Annotated in this window: 24 protein-coding genes and 1 riboswitch; of the genes, 7 read left to right on the top strand and 17 right to left on the bottom strand. The window is 31.1% G+C overall.

The window, feature by feature from the left end; genetic code table 11:
• The first annotated feature begins 532 nt into the window (after positions 1 to 532).
• Complete coding sequence (locus ER639_RS10030) at positions 533 to 1714, top strand: MFS transporter (protein WP_129065656.1); 1182 nt, start codon at positions 533 to 535, stop codon at positions 1712 to 1714.
• Between the two features lie 39 nt (positions 1715 to 1753).
• Here the strand turns inward: ER639_RS10030 and ER639_RS10035 are convergent, their stop codons facing one another.
• Positions 1754 to 2308 carry a histidine phosphatase family protein gene (locus ER639_RS10035; RefSeq protein WP_129065657.1) on the bottom strand — a complete coding sequence of 185 codons (555 nt, stop codon included), beginning with the start codon at positions 2306 to 2308 and terminating at the stop codon, positions 1754 to 1756.
• A gap of 20 nt (positions 2309 to 2328) precedes the next feature.
• On the bottom strand, positions 2329 to 2802 hold the full coding sequence (locus ER639_RS10040) for a peptide-methionine (S)-S-oxide reductase (protein WP_129065658.1): 474 nt from the start codon (positions 2800 to 2802) through the stop codon (positions 2329 to 2331).
• A 153-nt stretch (positions 2803 to 2955) separates the two neighbouring features.
• Between ER639_RS10040 and brnQ the strand changes: the two genes are divergently transcribed.
• Both brnQ and ER639_RS10050 read left to right on the top strand, forming a co-directional pair.
• Positions 2956 to 4305 (top strand): branched-chain amino acid transport system II carrier protein, encoded by a 1350-nt coding sequence (gene brnQ / locus ER639_RS10045; RefSeq protein WP_129065659.1) that lies wholly within the window; start codon positions 2956 to 2958, stop codon positions 4303 to 4305.
• A 102-nt stretch (positions 4306 to 4407) separates the two neighbouring features.
• Positions 4408 to 4980, top strand: a complete 573-nt coding sequence (locus ER639_RS10050) for a dihydrofolate reductase family protein (protein ID WP_129065660.1) — start codon at positions 4408 to 4410, stop codon at positions 4978 to 4980.
• A gap of 27 nt (positions 4981 to 5007) precedes the next feature.
• On the opposite strand, the gene ER639_RS10055 is transcribed toward ER639_RS10050, so the two are convergent.
• From ER639_RS10055 to fosB, 12 genes are all read right to left on the bottom strand, one after another.
• Positions 5008 to 5298 (bottom strand): type II toxin-antitoxin system RelE family toxin, encoded by a 291-nt coding sequence (locus ER639_RS10055; protein ID WP_129065661.1) that lies wholly within the window; start codon positions 5296 to 5298, stop codon positions 5008 to 5010.
• Between the two features lie 3 nt (positions 5299 to 5301).
• Positions 5302 to 5613: a hypothetical protein gene (locus ER639_RS10060; RefSeq protein ID WP_129065662.1), complete on the bottom strand. Its 312-nt coding sequence runs from the start codon at positions 5611 to 5613 to the stop codon at positions 5302 to 5304.
• A gap of 201 nt (positions 5614 to 5814) precedes the next feature.
• A complete protein-coding gene (locus ER639_RS10065; protein ID WP_129065663.1) occupies positions 5815 to 6339 on the bottom strand; it encodes a hypothetical protein in 525 nt (174 codons plus the stop codon).
• Between the two features lie 32 nt (positions 6340 to 6371).
• The gene (locus tag ER639_RS10070) at positions 6372 to 6689 is read right to left on the bottom strand and encodes a thioredoxin family protein (RefSeq protein ID WP_129065664.1); all 318 of its coding nucleotides are present in this window, start codon (positions 6687 to 6689) and stop codon (positions 6372 to 6374) included.
• Positions 6690 to 6761: 72 nt separating this feature from the next.
• Positions 6762 to 7436 carry a DUF1129 family protein gene (locus tag ER639_RS10075; RefSeq protein ID WP_129065665.1) on the bottom strand — a complete coding sequence of 225 codons (675 nt, stop codon included), beginning with the start codon at positions 7434 to 7436 and terminating at the stop codon, positions 6762 to 6764.
• Position 7437: 1 nt separating this feature from the next.
• The gene (locus ER639_RS10080) at positions 7438 to 7764 is read right to left on the bottom strand and encodes a PadR family transcriptional regulator (RefSeq protein WP_129065666.1); all 327 of its coding nucleotides are present in this window, start codon (positions 7762 to 7764) and stop codon (positions 7438 to 7440) included.
• A 274-nt stretch (positions 7765 to 8038) separates the two neighbouring features.
• A complete protein-coding gene (locus ER639_RS12580) occupies positions 8039 to 8359 on the bottom strand; it encodes a DUF3784 domain-containing protein (RefSeq protein WP_129065667.1) in 321 nt (106 codons plus the stop codon).
• A gap of 289 nt (positions 8360 to 8648) precedes the next feature.
• Entirely contained in the window at positions 8649 to 9524 is an 876-nt protein-coding gene (locus ER639_RS10090; RefSeq protein WP_240664041.1) for a helix-turn-helix domain-containing protein, read from the bottom strand.
• Between the two features lie 446 nt (positions 9525 to 9970).
• On the bottom strand, positions 9971 to 10678 hold the full coding sequence (locus ER639_RS10095) for a hypothetical protein (RefSeq protein WP_129065668.1): 708 nt from the start codon (positions 10676 to 10678) through the stop codon (positions 9971 to 9973).
• Positions 10679 to 10989: 311 nt separating this feature from the next.
• Complete coding sequence (locus tag ER639_RS10105) at positions 10990 to 11508, bottom strand: GrpB family protein (RefSeq protein WP_129065669.1); 519 nt, start codon at positions 11506 to 11508, stop codon at positions 10990 to 10992.
• A gap of 18 nt (positions 11509 to 11526) precedes the next feature.
• A complete protein-coding gene (locus ER639_RS10110; protein WP_129065670.1) occupies positions 11527 to 12033 on the bottom strand; it encodes a GNAT family N-acetyltransferase in 507 nt (168 codons plus the stop codon).
• A gap of 7 nt (positions 12034 to 12040) precedes the next feature.
• On the bottom strand, positions 12041 to 12409 hold the full coding sequence (gene fosB / locus ER639_RS10115) for a metallothiol transferase FosB (RefSeq protein ID WP_240664048.1): 369 nt from the start codon (positions 12407 to 12409) through the stop codon (positions 12041 to 12043).
• Between the two features lie 195 nt (positions 12410 to 12604).
• Between fosB and ER639_RS10120 the strand changes: the two genes are divergently transcribed.
• Positions 12605 to 13105, top strand: a complete 501-nt coding sequence (locus ER639_RS10120) for a GNAT family N-acetyltransferase (RefSeq protein WP_129065671.1) — start codon at positions 12605 to 12607, stop codon at positions 13103 to 13105.
• A 91-nt stretch (positions 13106 to 13196) separates the two neighbouring features.
• Positions 13197 to 13300: riboswitch (SAM riboswitch) on the top strand.
• A 69-nt stretch (positions 13301 to 13369) separates the two neighbouring features.
• Complete coding sequence (locus tag ER639_RS10125; protein WP_129065672.1) at positions 13370 to 13621, top strand: hypothetical protein; 252 nt, start codon at positions 13370 to 13372, stop codon at positions 13619 to 13621.
• Between the two features lie 47 nt (positions 13622 to 13668).
• Here the strand turns inward: ER639_RS10125 and ER639_RS10130 are convergent, their stop codons facing one another.
• The 3 genes from ER639_RS10130 to ER639_RS10140 form a co-directional block, all read right to left on the bottom strand.
• Complete coding sequence (locus tag ER639_RS10130) at positions 13669 to 14286, bottom strand: LysE/ArgO family amino acid transporter (protein ID WP_129065673.1); 618 nt, start codon at positions 14284 to 14286, stop codon at positions 13669 to 13671.
• A 307-nt stretch (positions 14287 to 14593) separates the two neighbouring features.
• A complete protein-coding gene (locus ER639_RS10135) occupies positions 14594 to 14869 on the bottom strand; it encodes a MerR family transcriptional regulator (protein ID WP_240664045.1) in 276 nt (91 codons plus the stop codon).
• A gap of 44 nt (positions 14870 to 14913) precedes the next feature.
• On the bottom strand, positions 14914 to 15282 hold the full coding sequence (locus tag ER639_RS10140; RefSeq protein WP_129065674.1) for a winged helix-turn-helix transcriptional regulator: 369 nt from the start codon (positions 15280 to 15282) through the stop codon (positions 14914 to 14916).
• A gap of 127 nt (positions 15283 to 15409) precedes the next feature.
• On the opposite strand from ER639_RS10140, the gene ER639_RS10145 reads away from it, so the two are divergent.
• Entirely contained in the window at positions 15410 to 16750 is a 1341-nt protein-coding gene (locus tag ER639_RS10145; RefSeq protein WP_129065675.1) for an NtaA/DmoA family FMN-dependent monooxygenase, read from the top strand.
• A 53-nt stretch (positions 16751 to 16803) separates the two neighbouring features.
• The gene (locus ER639_RS10150) at positions 16804 to 17529 is read left to right on the top strand and encodes an NADPH-dependent F420 reductase (protein ID WP_129065676.1); all 726 of its coding nucleotides are present in this window, start codon (positions 16804 to 16806) and stop codon (positions 17527 to 17529) included.
• Positions 17530 to 17544: the final 15 nt, after the last annotated feature.

Genomic DNA, 17544 nt, shown 5'->3' on the forward strand with positions numbered 1-17544 from the left:
CAAAAATCAGAACTATTAAAGATGATTTCAACAACATTCATTACATGCTATATACTCTTAGTTTTATCAATAATAATCTGCTTAGTGACTGATGTTATATTTAATAACATTTCTTTATCAACATTACTTCTCTACGTGGTTTACTTATTCGCATTTATATACCCTTCTATTTATGGTGCTAAAGTTAGGAAAACAATATATCACCAATACACGGAATCTTATGATGAAAATCATTATAAGAAGCATTTAGAAACTCTAAAATTCCAAAGTATAAATTTTTTCGTTTTTATTATTATCTCTAATCTAATTTATTCAACGTATGCAGATTACTATTTTTTTAATGAACCATTTAAGTTAGATTTATCGGACTTATTAGGAGCCATCGTCAATTCAGTAATTCTTACATTCGCTATTTACTTTATCGGAAAATTGATGATAGATAAAAAATATTAAAAGTGGCAGTTGCCACTTTTTTCTTGCAATTATACAAGTTATGCTAAAATAAAAGCATTACATTTTGAGAGGTACTTGTATGAAACGTTTCTCACCGATCATTTCTAGTTTGTTATTGGCGACTTTTTTAGCGCGATTTAGCGTCTTTTTAGTAATGCCATTTTTATCTATCTATTTAATGAAGACTTATCATTATACAGGATTTCAAATCGGCTTAATTTTATCTACCTCTGGTGTTGTTGCGATTATTTTAAGTATGACTTCTGGTAGTGTTATAGACCGCTTCAACAAAAGGCATGTTATTTATTTTGGATTAATCATCGGGATATTAAGTTATGGATTATTCCCTATGATTCATACATTTTTAGGCTTTATCACTTTCTCTATTACATCGACCATTGGTGCGACATTAGTTGATCCAACTTACCGTGTATTAATTTCAAAGTTTACAGATGACCACAATCGAAAGTTTATCTTTAATATAAGATACTATTTAATCAATGTTGCTGCTGCAATTAGTCCGTATATCGCAAGCCAAATTCTTTGGATTGGGATTCAACAATTATTTTATATCGTTGCAGCTGCACTTATTTTTAACCTTTGTTTATTTATATTCATATTCAATAAATACCAAATCAATTTAAAGGATAGGCATGATTTACAAAATGTACCCTTTTTCAATATGCTTTATATCTTTAAAGAAGATAAATCATTTCTATACTTAGTGTTAGGTAACATCTTCATCGTATTTGGTTATACGCAGATGTCAGCAACTTTAAGTATGTATTTAGGGAAGATTTATGATTATCAAACATCGATTCACTATTACGCAGTACTCATGATTGTGAATGCTGTTGTCGTTATAGTCGGACAATACTTCGTTTATCGCATTGGAGAGCATATCAAAACAAGTACCGCAATCATGATAGGTGCGATTTTACTGCCACTTGGCCTTGCTCTATTTGGTGTATCCAATCATTTGTACGCATTAGGATTTGGCATGCTTGTGTTGACCGTTGGAGAAATGTTTGTATTTACAATGTGGGATATCCGAATCGATGAACTCTCACCAACGGCACTAAAAGGCTCTTACTATGCACTCACAGGCCTAACAGGCATCTCACGCATCATCGCACCAATCTTTGGCGGACTACTCATCGACTGGACAACAAGTGGTCTTTTCATATGGGGTGTCATCGGTTTAATCACCTACTTATCATTGCCAATGTTTTATAAAAGTAAGCAGATAAAGCCTTCATAAAAAAGCTAGAACCTTGATAATAAAAGGTTCTAGCTTTTTCTATATTCTAGTAATTTCTTTCAATTTACTGCCTTCAAATGTACATTGATAAACATCTGGTTTTGTCGTTGATTTCCAAAACTCATATCCGATTTCTGGACGATAATAGTTCATTATAATCGTCATGATGTTCCCATGCGTCCCTATAGCAACTGTTTTTAACGTCTCATCTTGTAAGATGGATTCAATTACAGGAATCGAACGTTCTAAAACTTCTTTTGTAGTTTCTCCACCTTCTAGTTTAAATTCGTGGTCTTCTAATGACATTTCAATTGCATTTTCAATTTCTTCTTCTGAAGATTTATATGCACCTTTTAAAGTTTTTTCTCTTAATTCTTTATATAATTTTATAGGTGCTCCATTCGCTAATGGCTCCACAGTTTGTATCGCTCTATTATAAGAACTAGAAATAAATTGGTCGAAATGAATATGTGATAGTTTATCTGCAATCGTCTTCGCATCTTTAAATCCTTTTTCTGAAAGTGGTCTCTCTTTTTCTTTTCCAAATATAAAAGGCGATTCTGCGTGTCTAATAAAATAAATGTTTGTAATCATTGATACTCCTCCATAATGTTTTATCTCTTATACTTCTCCATCATCGCTTGTGGTATATGACAATAGTCTCCTGGGTGTCTGTCTAAATAATCTTGATGTTTATCTGCACTTCTTACGTAATTGGTTAATGATTTGACTTCTACTTTTATTTTTTCTTTGTCATTTCTATTATTAATAAAGTTTCTCGCTTGTTCTAAATGTGTTTCATCTTCGCTATAAACACCTGTTCTATACTTTTCTCCGACATCTATACCTTGTTTGTTCACGCTATATGGGTCAATAATTAGAAAGAAATCTTCCATTAATGTTTCTACAGTCGTTTGTTTTGGATCAAATGTGACTTTGACGCATTCTGCATAGCCGTCATATTCACCATCTAATGTATGCGTTGTACCATTGGCTCTTCCTGCTTCAGTAGTCACAACACCAGGAACGGTCTTCATAAATGCTTGCACACCCCATAAACATCCACCTGCTATATATATTTTTTCCAACTCATTTCCTCCTTCAATTAATACTTCTATTATAACCATATTTTTTAAATTTATCAGATAATTGAAAAAAATCTCGCTTTAAAGCATTGTATTGTGATAACTTAACGTATATACTAGTACTCATATTATTTCACGCGTTTATAGGAGGGTTCTATGAAAACAAAACTTACACTTAAAGAAAACATCTTTATTGGTTCCATGTTATTTGGTCTCTTTTTTGGTGCTGGTAACTTAATTTTTCCACTCCACTTTGGTCAAGCTGCTGGATCTAACGTTTGGATTACTAATTTAGGGTTTCTTGTTACCGCAATTGGCCTTCCTTTTCTAGGGATTATCGCGATTGGTATTTCCAAAACAACTGGTTTGTTTGATATCGCAACCAGAGTGAACAAGACTTATGCCTATATCTTTACGATCTTACTTTATTTAGTCATTGGTCCGTTATTCGCTTTACCACGTTTAGCGACGGTTTCATTTGAAATTGCATTTTCATCATTTTTAGGTAGCAAACCGAATCCTTTATATTTAGCATTATTTAGTTTGATATTCTTTATTATCGCATGGACATTTTCTAAGAAACCTTCAAAGATTTTAGATTACATTGGTAAATTCTTAAATCCTGTCTTTCTAGTATTACTTGGTTTAATCGTCGTTTTAGCATTATTAAAACCAATGGGTATGATTCATGATGCACCAATTCAAGCAGATTACAAAGAAAATCCATTTTTAAAAGGATTTTTAGATGGTTATAATACATTAGATGCGCTTGCTTCACTTGCATTCGGTATTATCATTGTTTCAACAATTAAGAAATTAGGAGTTACAGAGCCTAATCACATCGCACGAGAAACAATCAAGTCTGGATTAATTAGCGTTATCTTAATGGGTGTTATTTATACTCTACTTGCAATCATCGGAACAATGAGTTTAGGTTCATTCAAAATAAGTGAAAATGGTGGCATTGCTCTCGCACAAATTTCACAACATTACCTGGGTAATTACGGCATCATTTTATTATCTGCCATCATTATCGTCGCATGTTTGAAGACAGCAATTGGACTTATTACTGCATTCTCTGAAACATTTACAGAATTGTTCCCAAAACAAAACTATTTAATGTTCGCAACAGTGGTTAGTATCATTTCATTCGTTGTAGCAAACGTTGGATTAACTAAAATCATCCAACTTTCAATTCCAGTATTAATGTTCTTATATCCATTAGCGATCACATTAATCTTATTAACATTATTCAGTAAAACTTTCCATCACTCAAAAATCGTATATCAAACGACAACATACATTACATTAATCGCTGCGTTTATTGATGGATTAAAAGCTTCTCCAGAAGTGATTTCAACATCACCAATTGCGAAATCAATCATTAATGCAGGTAATGTATTACCATTTGCAGAAATCGGTATGGGATGGGTATTACCAGCAATTATAGGATTTATTATCGGATTTATCATTTATAAATTACAACGAAAGCCACAAGTACAATAAAGATAAAATAAAAGCCAAAATCAGCTGATTTTGGCTTTTTTTCATTGTGACAAATTTATTTATAGCATACAATTCAATTAATCAAACGACTAAGGAGATACTATGAGAAAACTAATCTTATTTTTACACAGTTCATTAGACGGTTATGCAGAAGGACCGAATGGACCAATGGATATTAGCTTTGTAGCCTATAATGAAGAACTTGAAGCATTCGCCAACAAAGTACTCAGTACCGCAGATACAATCCTTTGGGGTAAAAACACATATGAAATGATGCATAGCTATTGGCCAACGTTAATCGATAACGAAGAAGCAACAGAACATGAACGCAACCATGCAAAATGGATCAATGACGTTGAAAAAGTCGTTTTCTCAACAACATTAGAAGAAGCAACATGGCATAACACAACATTGGTTAAAGAAAATATTATCGATTACATCAAAACATTAAAACAACAAGACGGCAAAGACATCGTCATCCTTGGTAGCCCAAGACTAGCCCACTACTTAATGCATTATAACCTTATCGATGCATTTAAAATCACAGTATCACCAAATACCGTAGGAAGTGGATTACCACTATTCAACGATAACACATTAGCATTAAACCTTATCGAAAGTAACGTATTCTCTACAGGCGCATTAGGATTACATTATGAATTAAATCAAGATTAAAAAAGCCACTGAAGTGGCTTTTTTAGTTTAATCAATTCGACTCGTTGCATCCAAATACACCGATAAATTATCTCTTTTTCCGATTGCTACTATTTCAATAATCTCAATTTGATGCTCAACTTGCCTAAATATTATTCTTAATCCCATTTTTTTAAATTTAATTTTCCTGCAGTGAGACAGCTTTCCAGATAGTGGTTCTCCAATATTCATCCCATGCATCTCAATTTTTTTCAAACCCTTTAAAACAACTTTCTTCTGACTACCGTCTAATGACAAAAAATCATTCTTAGAATATTGAGTAAATCTCAATTTAAACATAACTTACTCCCACTCATCATGCTCATCAAGATTAATAGAATTTAAATTAATTCCTGTAACCTCTTCAACAGAATATGTCTTTAGATTTTGATCATTTAGTCTTTGTTGAATTTGGTATGATTCAATTTTATCTCTTAACATCATCAATTCATTATTTAAACCTTCATATTGCTCCTGAGTTAATACAACACCAGCAATTTTATCTCTATTAAAAATATAAACACCATTTTCTCTAATTTCAGCTTCTTTAAAAACTGACATTGGCGATTTTTTTATATCCGTAATACTTTTTATAGGCACTTCTAAATTTTTCATACAATCACCTCAAACACATTATAGCACCATAAAAAGACTTTTTAAAATCTTTTTATAGTGCTATTTAATATGAAATCACTTTATTCTAAATTAAAAAATACCGCTGAATAACATTCATTCAGCGGTATTTCTTATATATCGAAAATCCAAAGACTACCTAAAGCAATCAATGCACCTATCAAAGCAAAAATTGATACAAGTTCACTCAAATTCTTTACCGACCCAATAACGATCATATACTTTTTCATAATCGTTCTTTAATATTTCTATCAACTGTTTGTCAGTAGAAACGATATCAATCACATCATTAGTAATATAAATATCTACAGTATCATCGTAAAAATGAATAAATGCTTCTGGTTTTTCATGAATAATCATTTCAATAGCGTATTTAATTATGGATTCAATTAAAATATTTTTTACATTTACCATTTGATACTTAATAGATGTATCTTCATTATCAATCATGATATCTTCTTTCCAATTTGTAATGTTAAAATACTTTCCAAGTTTAGGACGATTATCTCTTGAATGGCGATCTTCTATGGTTCTATAACAGACACAAAGGTGCATCGTACGATCTTGAAGAACTAAAGATAGTACCTTTCTAATTAAGCTAGTAGTTAACTTCTCATATCCAAATCGAATACGGTAATCATCAGTAACTTGAAAATAAGGAATAGGCGTATCAGGTCTGAAAACAATCTCTTTATTATTAATAATCATATTGATCTCCTTACAGTTTGAAAATTAATCGCTTATCCCATTAATTCCTTCAGTTGATTTAATCGATGTTCTAATTCTGAGAAATCGATAATACGTGCTTGTCTATGAAATTCTCGTCCTTGTGCAAATACAATCACTACAGGTGATGTAAATAATGACAATTGTCCAGCCGCTTCCGGCACTTCATTCACCATCATCTTTGCATTTGGGAATGGATACCTTTCTAATAATGCTTCAACACGAGGTAAATCAGCGTGACAAACACTACAGCCTTCACTCATTACATACAAGACAAATACCTCTTGTTTAGTACTTTCCATTAATTGATTATAATCATTAATCTGTTCCATATCGCTTCACCTCGGTTACATTATCTATCTTCATCTAATGTTGATAATACAACAAATATCTATAAGTAGCACTCATGAGAACTTCTTAAATAATACGCGTGCAACTAAGAAGATGACTAAACTTAAGCCAATTGAAATATACCAAGGAACAATCACTTGTGGCCCTACTTTTAGGAATAATAACGGTAACATGTATAGTGCAAAGATAACACAACAACATAACCAATAAACAAAAAACTTACCGATATTTTTACGTTTAGCATCTATGTCTATTGTTTCCTTTTGAATATCCCTTAACACCTTATCAAGGAACAAATAAAAAGCAAGCATCATACTCACAAACCCAATAGCAAAGCCCCCAATATTCATTGGTTTTTGTTCTGTAAAGAAACTCGTAATTAGATTAGAAATACCATCAAAAATCAAAATCATAGCCAGTGGATATAAAGTGATGGTAAACAAGAACATCATAATATTTCGATTATGTTCACGTGGTAATTCATCAACAAGCTCTTCAGCAAATTGCATCGTATCCTCACCAAAAAACTCCTCAGTCGTAACCCCTTGCGATTGTGCTTCAAGTAAATGATCAATTAAATCATTCAACACCTCTTCAGTCGCTTCACTTTGCAAACGCCACTCACAACGTAAATACATCAGTACTCTTTCATATTCCTTTAAATTACTAGGCGATAATAATGCTCTCTTCTCATTATTCATTTCAATCAAAGCATCCGTTCGAGACATATTAATGACCTCCGTTCAATATTTTAGATATCGGACCAACAATTGCATTCCACTCTTCATTCATTTCTTCAAGTGCTTCGATACCTTCATCAGTAATAAAATAATACTTACGTTTAGGACCTACATCGCTCTCTCTCATTTCACTTGTAATGAGATTTTTCTTTTGTAACCTTAATAAAACAGGATAAATCGTACCTTCACTGATGTTACCAAGACCTGTTTCTAATAGTTTTTGTGACAGTTCATAACCATACACTTCTTTTTGTTTAATAATGGACAACACCACAGCATCTAATAAACCCTTTAGCAACTGCGTTCTCATTCCCATATAATCACCTCTATTTTGTAATACAAGATAGCTATTTAAAATAAAAGCTACTTTGTATTACATAGTAGCTATCATAAATATAAGACTATTCCATACATTTGTCAAATCCATGGAAATAGCCTTTAAAATAATTTACATCAGTCCCAATGTTTACCTACTTCAAAACAGCATTATAAAATTTGAATCGTCTAAACTTAATTAAACAACTCCCTTGGAAAGATGTATCTTTAAATTATGTGTAAACAATCAATTTATTTAATAAAAAACGTATTTTTTAGTGTTTTTTACTCATTTTTATTATTATTACATTTACAATGCATGTATATATAATTATGAAAAATCCCATACCATATATGTTAATATAACTACCTTGACGAGAGAAAAGGTACCATACTATAAACAAAATAATTAATGAATATGATACGTATGATGAATATGTAGTTAATTTTTTTTCATCATATAATGATTTCTTCTCTTTAGACATTAATGAGTAACCTGATATTAAATCTGCACCTTTACCCATTCTAAACATTATACCTAATAATAAAAGGAATGTTACAATAACCAAAGTAATAATAAACGGAATATTCATCATCTCCTTAACTTAAAAATCTTTTTCTTAAATCATCATATGGTAATTCACATGATTTTTTATTATTACTTACCCTAAATTTTCTTCTATATTTAGCTAATAATTTATAAATTTTATCCTAAAATTTATAGTAATAACCATTAGAAATCGAATATTTATAATTATATCACTAAATATTTCAATAATTGCTTCACTATATACATATTCCTTGAAACCTTATATATATTATACTATCGATATTAGGATTATTACTTCTAGTTATTAATCACTCTCCATTTTTCTTTTTCTATCACTAATTTAACAATTCAAAGTCTAAATTCTCAGGTTGTCTAGGAAGTGGGTCTTTCATACTTAATAAATCTGTTGTAAGGATATTTTTATCTACTTCCGTTATTGAGAAATTATCTATCCAAACACACCCAACACCTTCTAATAATACGCCGAAATGAATTGAATGACTTTCGTTAGGCACATCTAGTACAACTGAATATTGATTCCACTCATTTGTACCACTAATACTACGATTACTCATATTATCAAATTGTAATGTATTGTTGTATTGATCATCAATTCTCGCCCATAATCCACTTGAATTTACTTCTTTAGTCGCGATAAACGCACTAAATTTTATTCTTTTTCCTTTGAAATCTTCCGATGAAATACTTTGCATTATCGTACCAAAATCTCCATTTTGCATTTCTTCTTTTTTTGATATGCAATTCAACTTCGCACTCTGTGTACCAGAGTGTACATACATTGTTTCTTTATTAATTTCATAGCGCTCTACTTTAGATCCTGATAAAAACCATCCTTTTGGTGTCGTCATTTTAAAATCCTCCTTTATTAAATCTCTCATGATTTTTCTATACTTTCCTGGTGGTAACTGATATAGCTTTTTGAAACATCTCGTAAATGATTCTTGGTTTTCAAAGTGAGTTAATGCTGTAACATCTATAATTGAAATATCTGTATGAATTAATAAATAAGATGCTTTTGCCATTCTTCTCTTAGTAATATATTCAAATATAGTTGTATTTAAATGATTCTTAAAATAACGCGTTAAATGAAACTTTGAATATCCCGTTAATTTTTCATAATCGTCTAAAGATAAATCTTCGAATAAATTTTCTTCAATGATTTCAATAACCTTTTGAATATATGGTTTCAAATTTATACTCACCTCTTTCTTAAATTTATATTAACGAATCAGCATTTGAATTTCTTGACTCAGATTGCTGCATTAATAATCAGATTTATATATACTCACTTCAAAACAGCATTATAAAGTTTTGATTTTCAAAATGTTCTATTTGTAAAATGTACATAAATAGAGGAGTGCTGCCAACACTCCCCTTGTATATCCGTTTATACGGTGACTAGCTTTAATATAGTTATTATAACCACTCAGCTCTGTCAAGCTTATGAGTGGTTATTTTTTGTCTCTGTTAACCAAACTAATGAATCCTAGCTTTTGATGCTATGTTTACACACTATAATCAAGCATTCCAAAGTCTAAATTTTCAAGCTGGCTACGTAGTGGGTTACCAATTAGTGAAATTAATAAAAAAATAGCTATTACTCATTATTTGAGTGAGTAGCTTCTTTTTTTAATTTTTAGTTTCTTTTTTTAGTGATACAATAATAAATAATATATATTAGAATACAAATATCAAATGTACCAAATATTATTAATACTATAAATTCATATATAACTTGTTTAAGAATCATATAAGTAACTAAAAATGCTATTATTAATATAATTACTAAAATGTTACCAATAGCAAATGTAAAATATTTTTTGAATTGAAGACTGTTAAATTCTATTATTTTTTTCATTCTGCTAAGTGAAACTGAATACAAATCATCTTTAAGAATTATTGGTGTTGCTCTTAAATCATCAAAATTTAAAAAGAATTCAACTTCTTTGTATAGTTCATTTCTTGGTGTTAAATATATTATCTGATTACTTTTATTTATATGTAATAATTCATATTCCATATCTTCAAATTTTACATAAGGTTTTCTAACTTCGTTAAAAAATAATTTTACATTTAAATATACGAAATATGTATATATCAAATACCAAAATACGAAACTTATAATTAATAACTCAAAGTCATTTTTTTCTATTTTCATATAAGTAGTAGTAATATGATACACAGGATATATAAAAGTAAAACTATACAAAATATAACCAAAGTTTCTCTGTAACCAATTATTCGAAATTGATTTCTCAACTTGAACTTTATTTGTAAAATTCGATAAAGCTATTGGTATTAATATACCTAAAAAACTTACAAAGATACCTACCCATTTATCCATATACTACCCCTTTGCTAATTAGTATCTAAATAATAGCATATAAACAAAAAAGGCTAGTAAACCTATTTTAATTAATAGATATACTATCCAATTTAGTAGTAGTTTTATATTATTTATCATTATTCAAATCATGAGACTCCAATAACAATTTTTTGTCCAACTCGTATTAAGTTATTTTTAATACCGCTAAGTTTTATAATTGATTCAGGTTTAACTATATACTTAGTAGATATACCCCAAATCGTATCACCCTCTTTAGCAGTATCTAATATTCTCTTAGATCTTTCTCATCTTTCATATTGTAATTATAATCAGTCAATAACTCTTTTAATGAACGCTTCTTTTTCTTCTGTATATTTTGGTCTATCTTCAGAATATTTTTCTGAAAGTACTTCTTTCAAATCCATATAGGCATCCCTTAATTCATCATTTAACTTTAGTCGATCTCTAAATTTGATTAAATCATTCCACTTTTGATTATTTAGATTTACTAAGTGTATAAAATGTGTGTGTGTTTGAAAAGTTTCATCAGAAAACTTAGCTAGAACTATTTCATCGTCTTTTTGTACACGAAGTCGATAAATGCCAATTGATTTCAGCGCATTAAAGAATGGTTCTTGCATCGTCTTATAATCATCCACACCTATCATTATGTCTATGATTGGTTTAGCTTTTAATCCTGGTATCGCTGTACTTCCAATATGCTCGATGCATTCAGATTTTAGATTTGTTACAGATAAAATTTGATTTTTAACTTTATTAAACTCCTCAATCCATGAATTTTGATAATCCGAAAGCAAAACTTCTCCTCGTTTAACACCTAGATTCATTTACTGTTCTCCTTTCAATTATTTTTTATATTTCTTAACTTCAAATGTATATCCATTAATATTTTCATTATTTATTACATCAAATTTTTGATCTTGAAAATCTTTTCTAATTGTTAATGTGTTCAAACAGTTAAAGCCTAGTTCATAGTAAAGTTTAAGTGCTGCTAAATTTCTTGCAGCAACTTCCAAATATAAAGACTCTGAGTATTTTTTTACTATCTCTTCAATCATAAAAATCACTTTTCGACCAATTCCTTTACCTTGCATTTCAGGAATTATAAAAATATCTTCAAGCCAATCTATTTGCCCACCTCTGCTACCCAAATGTACAAAGCCGATATTTTTATTTTCATATTCTATTAAATAAAATAGGTGTCCCACAGAAGTCCATTGATTATAATGTTCAATAGCATCTTCCATATTCTGAATATAATTATTATGCTCTTTCCAAAATAATTGAATTAGATGATATGCACATTGCTTTTCAGTTTCTGATTTTATTTCATTAATAAGTTTTAGATTCATAACATCCTCACATATCGTATAATTTTATATGTTCTTTACTTTCACTGTAATACTGCAATCTATCTTCAAGGGTTCCAGTATGCAATTCTATTTTGTGCCCGTCAGGATCTTCAAAATAGATAGATTTTTTATCTTTTGGGTCTCTTTTTCTACCTTCTAGTATAAATACATGATGTTTTCTTAAGTGTTCATACCACTCGCTAAAACTCTCATCCCTAATCGAAAATGCAATGTGAGTATATGATAAATGGATTTCATTTCTTGGTATATCAGTTTCTTCATTCAACGCTATCCAAATGCCACCTATATCAAAATACGCACTTTTATTACCTTCCATCAAAATTTTCCCTTTAAGTACATTTTGATAAAAATCTATAGATTATTTCAAGTTTGATACCGAAAAAGTAATATGGTTAAGTGCTGTTATCATACTAAATCTCCTTTTCTCATTGTGATTTTCAACAATAAATATAATAAAATTTCCATAGGCTTATTGTTAATCTTATAATAAAATGAGTTTTCAGACAATTAAGATAAAACATATTCTATAATTCATAGGAGAAATTAAAAATTGATTATCAAAACAAAGAGATTATTTTTACGCGAGTTTAAATTAGAGGATGTCACTGATTTGTCTAAAGTATTGTCTAATCCTGATTCAATGAAATATTATCCAAAGATATTTTCACATAAAGATGTCATAAACTGGATAGAGTGGAATATAGAAAATTATCGTTTATATAATCATGGATTATGGGCTGTTATCTTAAAAGAAACAAATCAATTCATCGGTGACTGTGGTATAACGATTCAAAATATTGATGGAGAATTACTACCAGAAATAGGTTTCCATATTATCCCAGAATTTTGTAACAAAGGTTATGCCTCAGAAGCTGCCCTTACTTGTAAAAATTACGCATTTGATAAGTTGGGGTACAGTGAAATCTATTCATACACCAATGTAGAAAACTTAGCATCTCAAAAAGTAGCAAAAAATATAGGTATGCATGTACATAAACAATATAAGAAAAACAACAAAACACATATTGTACAAATGGTACACAAAATATAATAATTTATATTTAAAATACTGAAATTATCCTAATTAATATTCTTCACGCTTTAACCATATGATATAATATAAATACAATATAATAGCTCGTATCTTATTTAGAGTAGGTGAAGGGACTTGGCCCGATGAAGCCTCAGCAACAGGCATATTTGTACTGTGCTAATTCCAACAAGATGACATCTTGAAAGATAAGAAGTTCTTTTTAAGCTCTTCTTTATTTAAGATGAGCTTATTTTTATTGTAAATATAAATTAAGGAGTGTTTATGATGAGAACTAGAGCAGATGTATTAGCAGAACTTTCGGAGGTTCAAATGATCCAACCTAAGAGTTGGGGTTCAAGTGTGGCAAAGGCAAGTAGAATTTCTAAGCTGAAAAGTGAGTTGAATGCCTTAGATAACGGTAGTTATTTGCATACGAATGAGCCTGTAAATGTCACGAATAATAAAAGATTGAATTCGTTATTAATGGTTATAAAGTCTCAATTGAACCAGTATAAAGCAAATAAACCGGAATAAGTTATTATTCCGGTTTATTTTTGTTTATAGTTCGCATGGAAATCACACTAACTTATAATTTCATATATATTTCTAATGATTAAAAATGCTACGATAAGGATTATGACACTTGATAGTTTATTTAATATAAGAATAAATCTGCCCGATTTGTCAATTGTACCAACAATTTTTCCGATTAGTGCAAGACTGATAAACCATATCCAAGATACAAGAATAGTCGCAATAGTAAATGCTACTTTTTCATCATTAGAATAAATTGATGCACTAGTCCCAATAACACCTATTGTATCCATTATTGCGTGAGGATTTAATAATGATACAGACATCGCAAAGCCTATCTGTTTTTTTGCAGACATAGGTGGCTGATCAGTTGCATCAGCCGGCTTTTCATTCCATAATGACCAAGCCATATATAATAAAAAGAATAAACCAACAATATATACAAATAGTTGTAACGATGGATAATGATTTAGCACTAAAGATACACCTAAAACTGCTAACAAAATCAGCAGGGTATCGCACAATCCCGCAGTTATCACTACTGGAAGAGACTTCTTTAAACTCTTATGATTAGCGCCTTGATTAAATACAAATACATTTTGAGCACCTAATGGTAATATTAGTCCTAATGCTAATAAAAATCCATGTAAAGTCGCTTGAATCATATTAATCACCTTTTCTAATTATTCTTCTTATACTTAATGGTAATTATATTACATCATAAACCCCGAAACAAAAAGGGTTTATTTACGAATGGTGAAATCATTATCAACAATCAAGATGTCAGCAAGTTAACAGAGAAGCAACGTGCAAAAATACGACTCAAACAAATCGGACTTATTCTTCAATCTTCAAATTTAGTTCCGTTCTTAAAAGTAAAAGACCAGCTTAATTTGCTTGATAAAGTGAACCAAACTAATATTTCAAAAGATGAATTTAACACCCAAGTTAAAGAGCTAGGCTTATCATCCGTCATGAATCAATTTCCATAAGAACTCTCAGGAGGTCAGCGTCAGCGTGCCCTAATACACAGAACGTTTTAATATCAGCAAGTGACATACCTGTTTCTTTTAAATGTGTAATCGATTCAACCCACAATTTATTTTCTTCAGAAAACACGCGCTTATTACCTTGACGCGCTACTTTAAATAAGCCTTCTTTTTCATAAAATCTCAAAGTATGTTCACTCAATCCTGTAAGTTCAACAAATTCTCCCATCGTCCAAGTCAATTTCTCACCAACTTTCAAAATTAGCTTAACACCTAGAGAGAACTCTAGGTCAAGTAAAAATTTTATAAATAATCCTCTGCTTGCTCTCCATGCTTCTTGCCATATGACTCCATGAGTTTAAGTATTGGTAATATTTCCTGCCCCATCTCTGTTAATGAATATTCAACACGTGGTGGAACTTCTGGATATACTTCACGATGAACGAGCCCATCACTTTCTAATTCTTTTAATTGCTTTGTAAGAGATCCTTGTGAGATACCTGATAAAAATCGCTTAATATCACTAAATCGCTTCGGCTCATCTTTAATAAACCATAAAATAAAATACTTCCAGCGGCCGGATAACAAATTTTGAGTGAAACCTATTCCATATAAATCCCTTTTATTAATAATCATCGTATCATCAAATCCGTATTTACAAATTTTCGCCATAATCTCCCGTCCTTATACAAACGTACTAAAAATAGTACTTAATCACATTTTATTGCCGTCTTTTCAAACTTGTATATAAGTATATAATTTATACTACGATAACTCAAATAAAGAAGGAGCTTTAGTAATGACAATTAATAAAAGAGATGGCAAGATGAAACTTGCGCTACAAATGGTTTCCGGATACGGTGGTGAATTTAAAACGTGGCGTATGCCTGGTGCTGTTGCAGATGCTTATACAAACATGGACTTCTATGTAGAAAATGCAAAAATAGCTGAGCAAGGTAAAATCCATACATTGTTTATCGCAGATACCCCTGCTTTAGCAAATGACATTTCAACAAACTCTCCGATGCATCCAATGGATCCCACAATAGCACTCACAGCAGTTGCAAGAGAAACAAAGCACATCGGGATTGTATCAACCTATTCTACGACATATACTGAACCGTATAATTTAGCACGTACGTTAAAAACGTTAGATATTGTTAGTAATGGTCGAATGGGATGGAATGCAGTAACGACATCGAATCATGAAGCTGCTGCAAACTTTGGACGACCACTTCCAGATCGTGATACACGTTATGATATGGCGCACGAACATATAGAAGCTGTACAAACATTATGGGGTACTTTCGGACGTGATGCTTATATTCATAACAAAATAACCGGTGAATATGTAGACATGTCAAAAGTCAAACGCGCAAATTACCATGGTAAACACTATCAAACACGTGGACCTCTTCCAATACCAGCTTCACCACAAGGGCAACCACCAATATTTCAAGCGGGTGGCGGTGAAAAAGGATTAGAACTTGCAGGAAGGTTCGCTTCAGGTGTATATGCGAATCCATTTACGAAAGAAGAAGCGAAATTACATCGCATGATGTTACGTAAAAGTGCAGAAGCACATGGACGTAACCCTGACGATATTAAGATGTTTGCAGGATTTATGTTCTCAATTGGAAAGACAAAAGAAGAAGCACTTGAACGTCGCTATATGATGCAGGAATTTGCACCAAGAGAAACTGCACATCATGTAGAATATTTAGGACATATGGTTGGATTATCAATCAGTATGAATACAATCGATATTACACGACCTCTACCACAAAGCTTAATCAGTCAAATGTATCCATCACCAATGGATCCAAGATCAGATAAAGCTTATGAATTATTAAAATCAGGAATGTCTGTTAAAGATGTGTTAGCTAATGGTGTAATCAACTACCATCCAGTTGTTGTCGGTACACCTGAAATGGTCGCTGACTTCTTAGAAGATTGGTATTTATCAGATGCAACTGACGGCTTCTCTATCGTGCCAGATTCATCGCATGATGGGGTCAAAGATTTTGTAGAGCAAGTCGTACCTATTTTACAGGAGCGTGGACTATTCCACACAGAATACGAAGGAGAAACATTAAGAGAAAATTTAGGCGTATCTTATGAATATGGATTGAATCACTAAGGAGGAAGTTATAGATGATTTAATGCAAAATTTCTAATCTGAGGAGGTTTATTATGAAAATAGGTATAATTGGTGCCGGACCAATCGGCACAACAATTTCCAAGCATTTATTTGATGCTGGACACGAAATTAAAATAGCTGATTTAAGATCCATTGATAAATTAAAGGACAAAGACTATAAAGGAAATGCCGTAACGATTGAAGATGTAATACAAGATATTAATGTATTAATCATTTCTATTCCTTTTCATGTCGTTCCTCAATTAAAGAATCATCTATCACAACTCGATGAACATACAATTATAATTGATACGACAAATTATTATCCTTTTAGAGATGGTAATATAACATCCATCGAACAAGGTAAAGTTGAAAGCGTGTGGGTTTCAGAACAAATTGGCAAACCTGTGATTAAAGCATTTAACAACCTACTTGCGATGACACTTCAAAATATCACATCTGCTGATGGTAAAAAAATAGCTATGGCGATTTCAGGGGATAATCAAAACCATAAAGATACCGTAACAAATATGATTAGAGAAATTGGAATAGATGTTGTAGATAATGGCGAATTAAATAACTCATGGAGACACCAACCAGGAGCACCAGCATACTGTACTGAACTTAATCAATCACATTTGGAGCATGCCTTAAAGATTGCTGTTAAATCTTCTGTGCCTATCAATCGGGACGAAGTGATGAAACATTTCAAACCTAATATGCAACATGAAGATATCGTAGCGATGAACAGGAAAGTTTATGGTGCTGATACATTATAAAAATAAGACCGCTTG

This window comes from Macrococcus sp. DPC7161 (genome assembly GCF_004117835.1).
Taxonomy (GTDB): Bacteria; Bacillota; Bacilli; order Staphylococcales; family Staphylococcaceae; genus SDSC01.

Coding starts and splice junctions, on each gene's coding strand:
- ER639_RS10030 (WP_129065656.1), top strand. CDS start 533: ATGAAACGTTTCTCACCGATCATTTCTAGTTTGTTATTGGCGACTTTT.
- ER639_RS10035 (WP_129065657.1), bottom strand. CDS start 2,308: ATGATTACAAACATTTATTTTATTAGACACGCAGAATCGCCTTTTATA.
- brnQ (WP_129065659.1), top strand. CDS start 2,956: ATGAAAACAAAACTTACACTTAAAGAAAACATCTTTATTGGTTCCATG.
- ER639_RS10050 (WP_129065660.1), top strand. CDS start 4,408: ATGAGAAAACTAATCTTATTTTTACACAGTTCATTAGACGGTTATGCA.
- ER639_RS10055 (WP_129065661.1), bottom strand. CDS start 5,298: ATGTTTAAATTGAGATTTACTCAATATTCTAAGAATGATTTTTTGTCA.
- ER639_RS10060 (WP_129065662.1), bottom strand. CDS start 5,613: ATGAAAAATTTAGAAGTGCCTATAAAAAGTATTACGGATATAAAAAAA.
- ER639_RS10065 (WP_129065663.1), bottom strand. CDS start 6,339: ATGATTATTAATAATAAAGAGATTGTTTTCAGACCTGATACGCCTATT.
- ER639_RS10070 (WP_129065664.1), bottom strand. CDS start 6,689: ATGGAACAGATTAATGATTATAATCAATTAATGGAAAGTACTAAACAA.
- ER639_RS10075 (WP_129065665.1), bottom strand. CDS start 7,436: ATGTCTCGAACGGATGCTTTGATTGAAATGAATAATGAGAAGAGAGCA.
- ER639_RS10080 (WP_129065666.1), bottom strand. CDS start 7,764: ATGGGAATGAGAACGCAGTTGCTAAAGGGTTTATTAGATGCTGTGGTG.
- ER639_RS12580 (WP_129065667.1), bottom strand. CDS start 8,359: ATGATGAATATTCCGTTTATTATTACTTTGGTTATTGTAACATTCCTT.
- ER639_RS10095 (WP_129065668.1), bottom strand. CDS start 10,678: ATGGATAAATGGGTAGGTATCTTTGTAAGTTTTTTAGGTATATTAATA.
- ER639_RS10105 (WP_129065669.1), bottom strand. CDS start 11,508: ATGAATCTAGGTGTTAAACGAGGAGAAGTTTTGCTTTCGGATTATCAA.
- ER639_RS10110 (WP_129065670.1), bottom strand. CDS start 12,033: ATGAATCTAAAACTTATTAATGAAATAAAATCAGAAACTGAAAAGCAA.
- ER639_RS10125 (WP_129065672.1), top strand. CDS start 13,370: ATGATGAGAACTAGAGCAGATGTATTAGCAGAACTTTCGGAGGTTCAA.
- ER639_RS10130 (WP_129065673.1), bottom strand. CDS start 14,286: ATGATTCAAGCGACTTTACATGGATTTTTATTAGCATTAGGACTAATA.
- ER639_RS10140 (WP_129065674.1), bottom strand. CDS start 15,282: ATGGCGAAAATTTGTAAATACGGATTTGATGATACGATGATTATTAAT.
- ER639_RS10145 (WP_129065675.1), top strand. CDS start 15,410: ATGACAATTAATAAAAGAGATGGCAAGATGAAACTTGCGCTACAAATG.
- ER639_RS10150 (WP_129065676.1), top strand. CDS start 16,804: ATGAAAATAGGTATAATTGGTGCCGGACCAATCGGCACAACAATTTCC.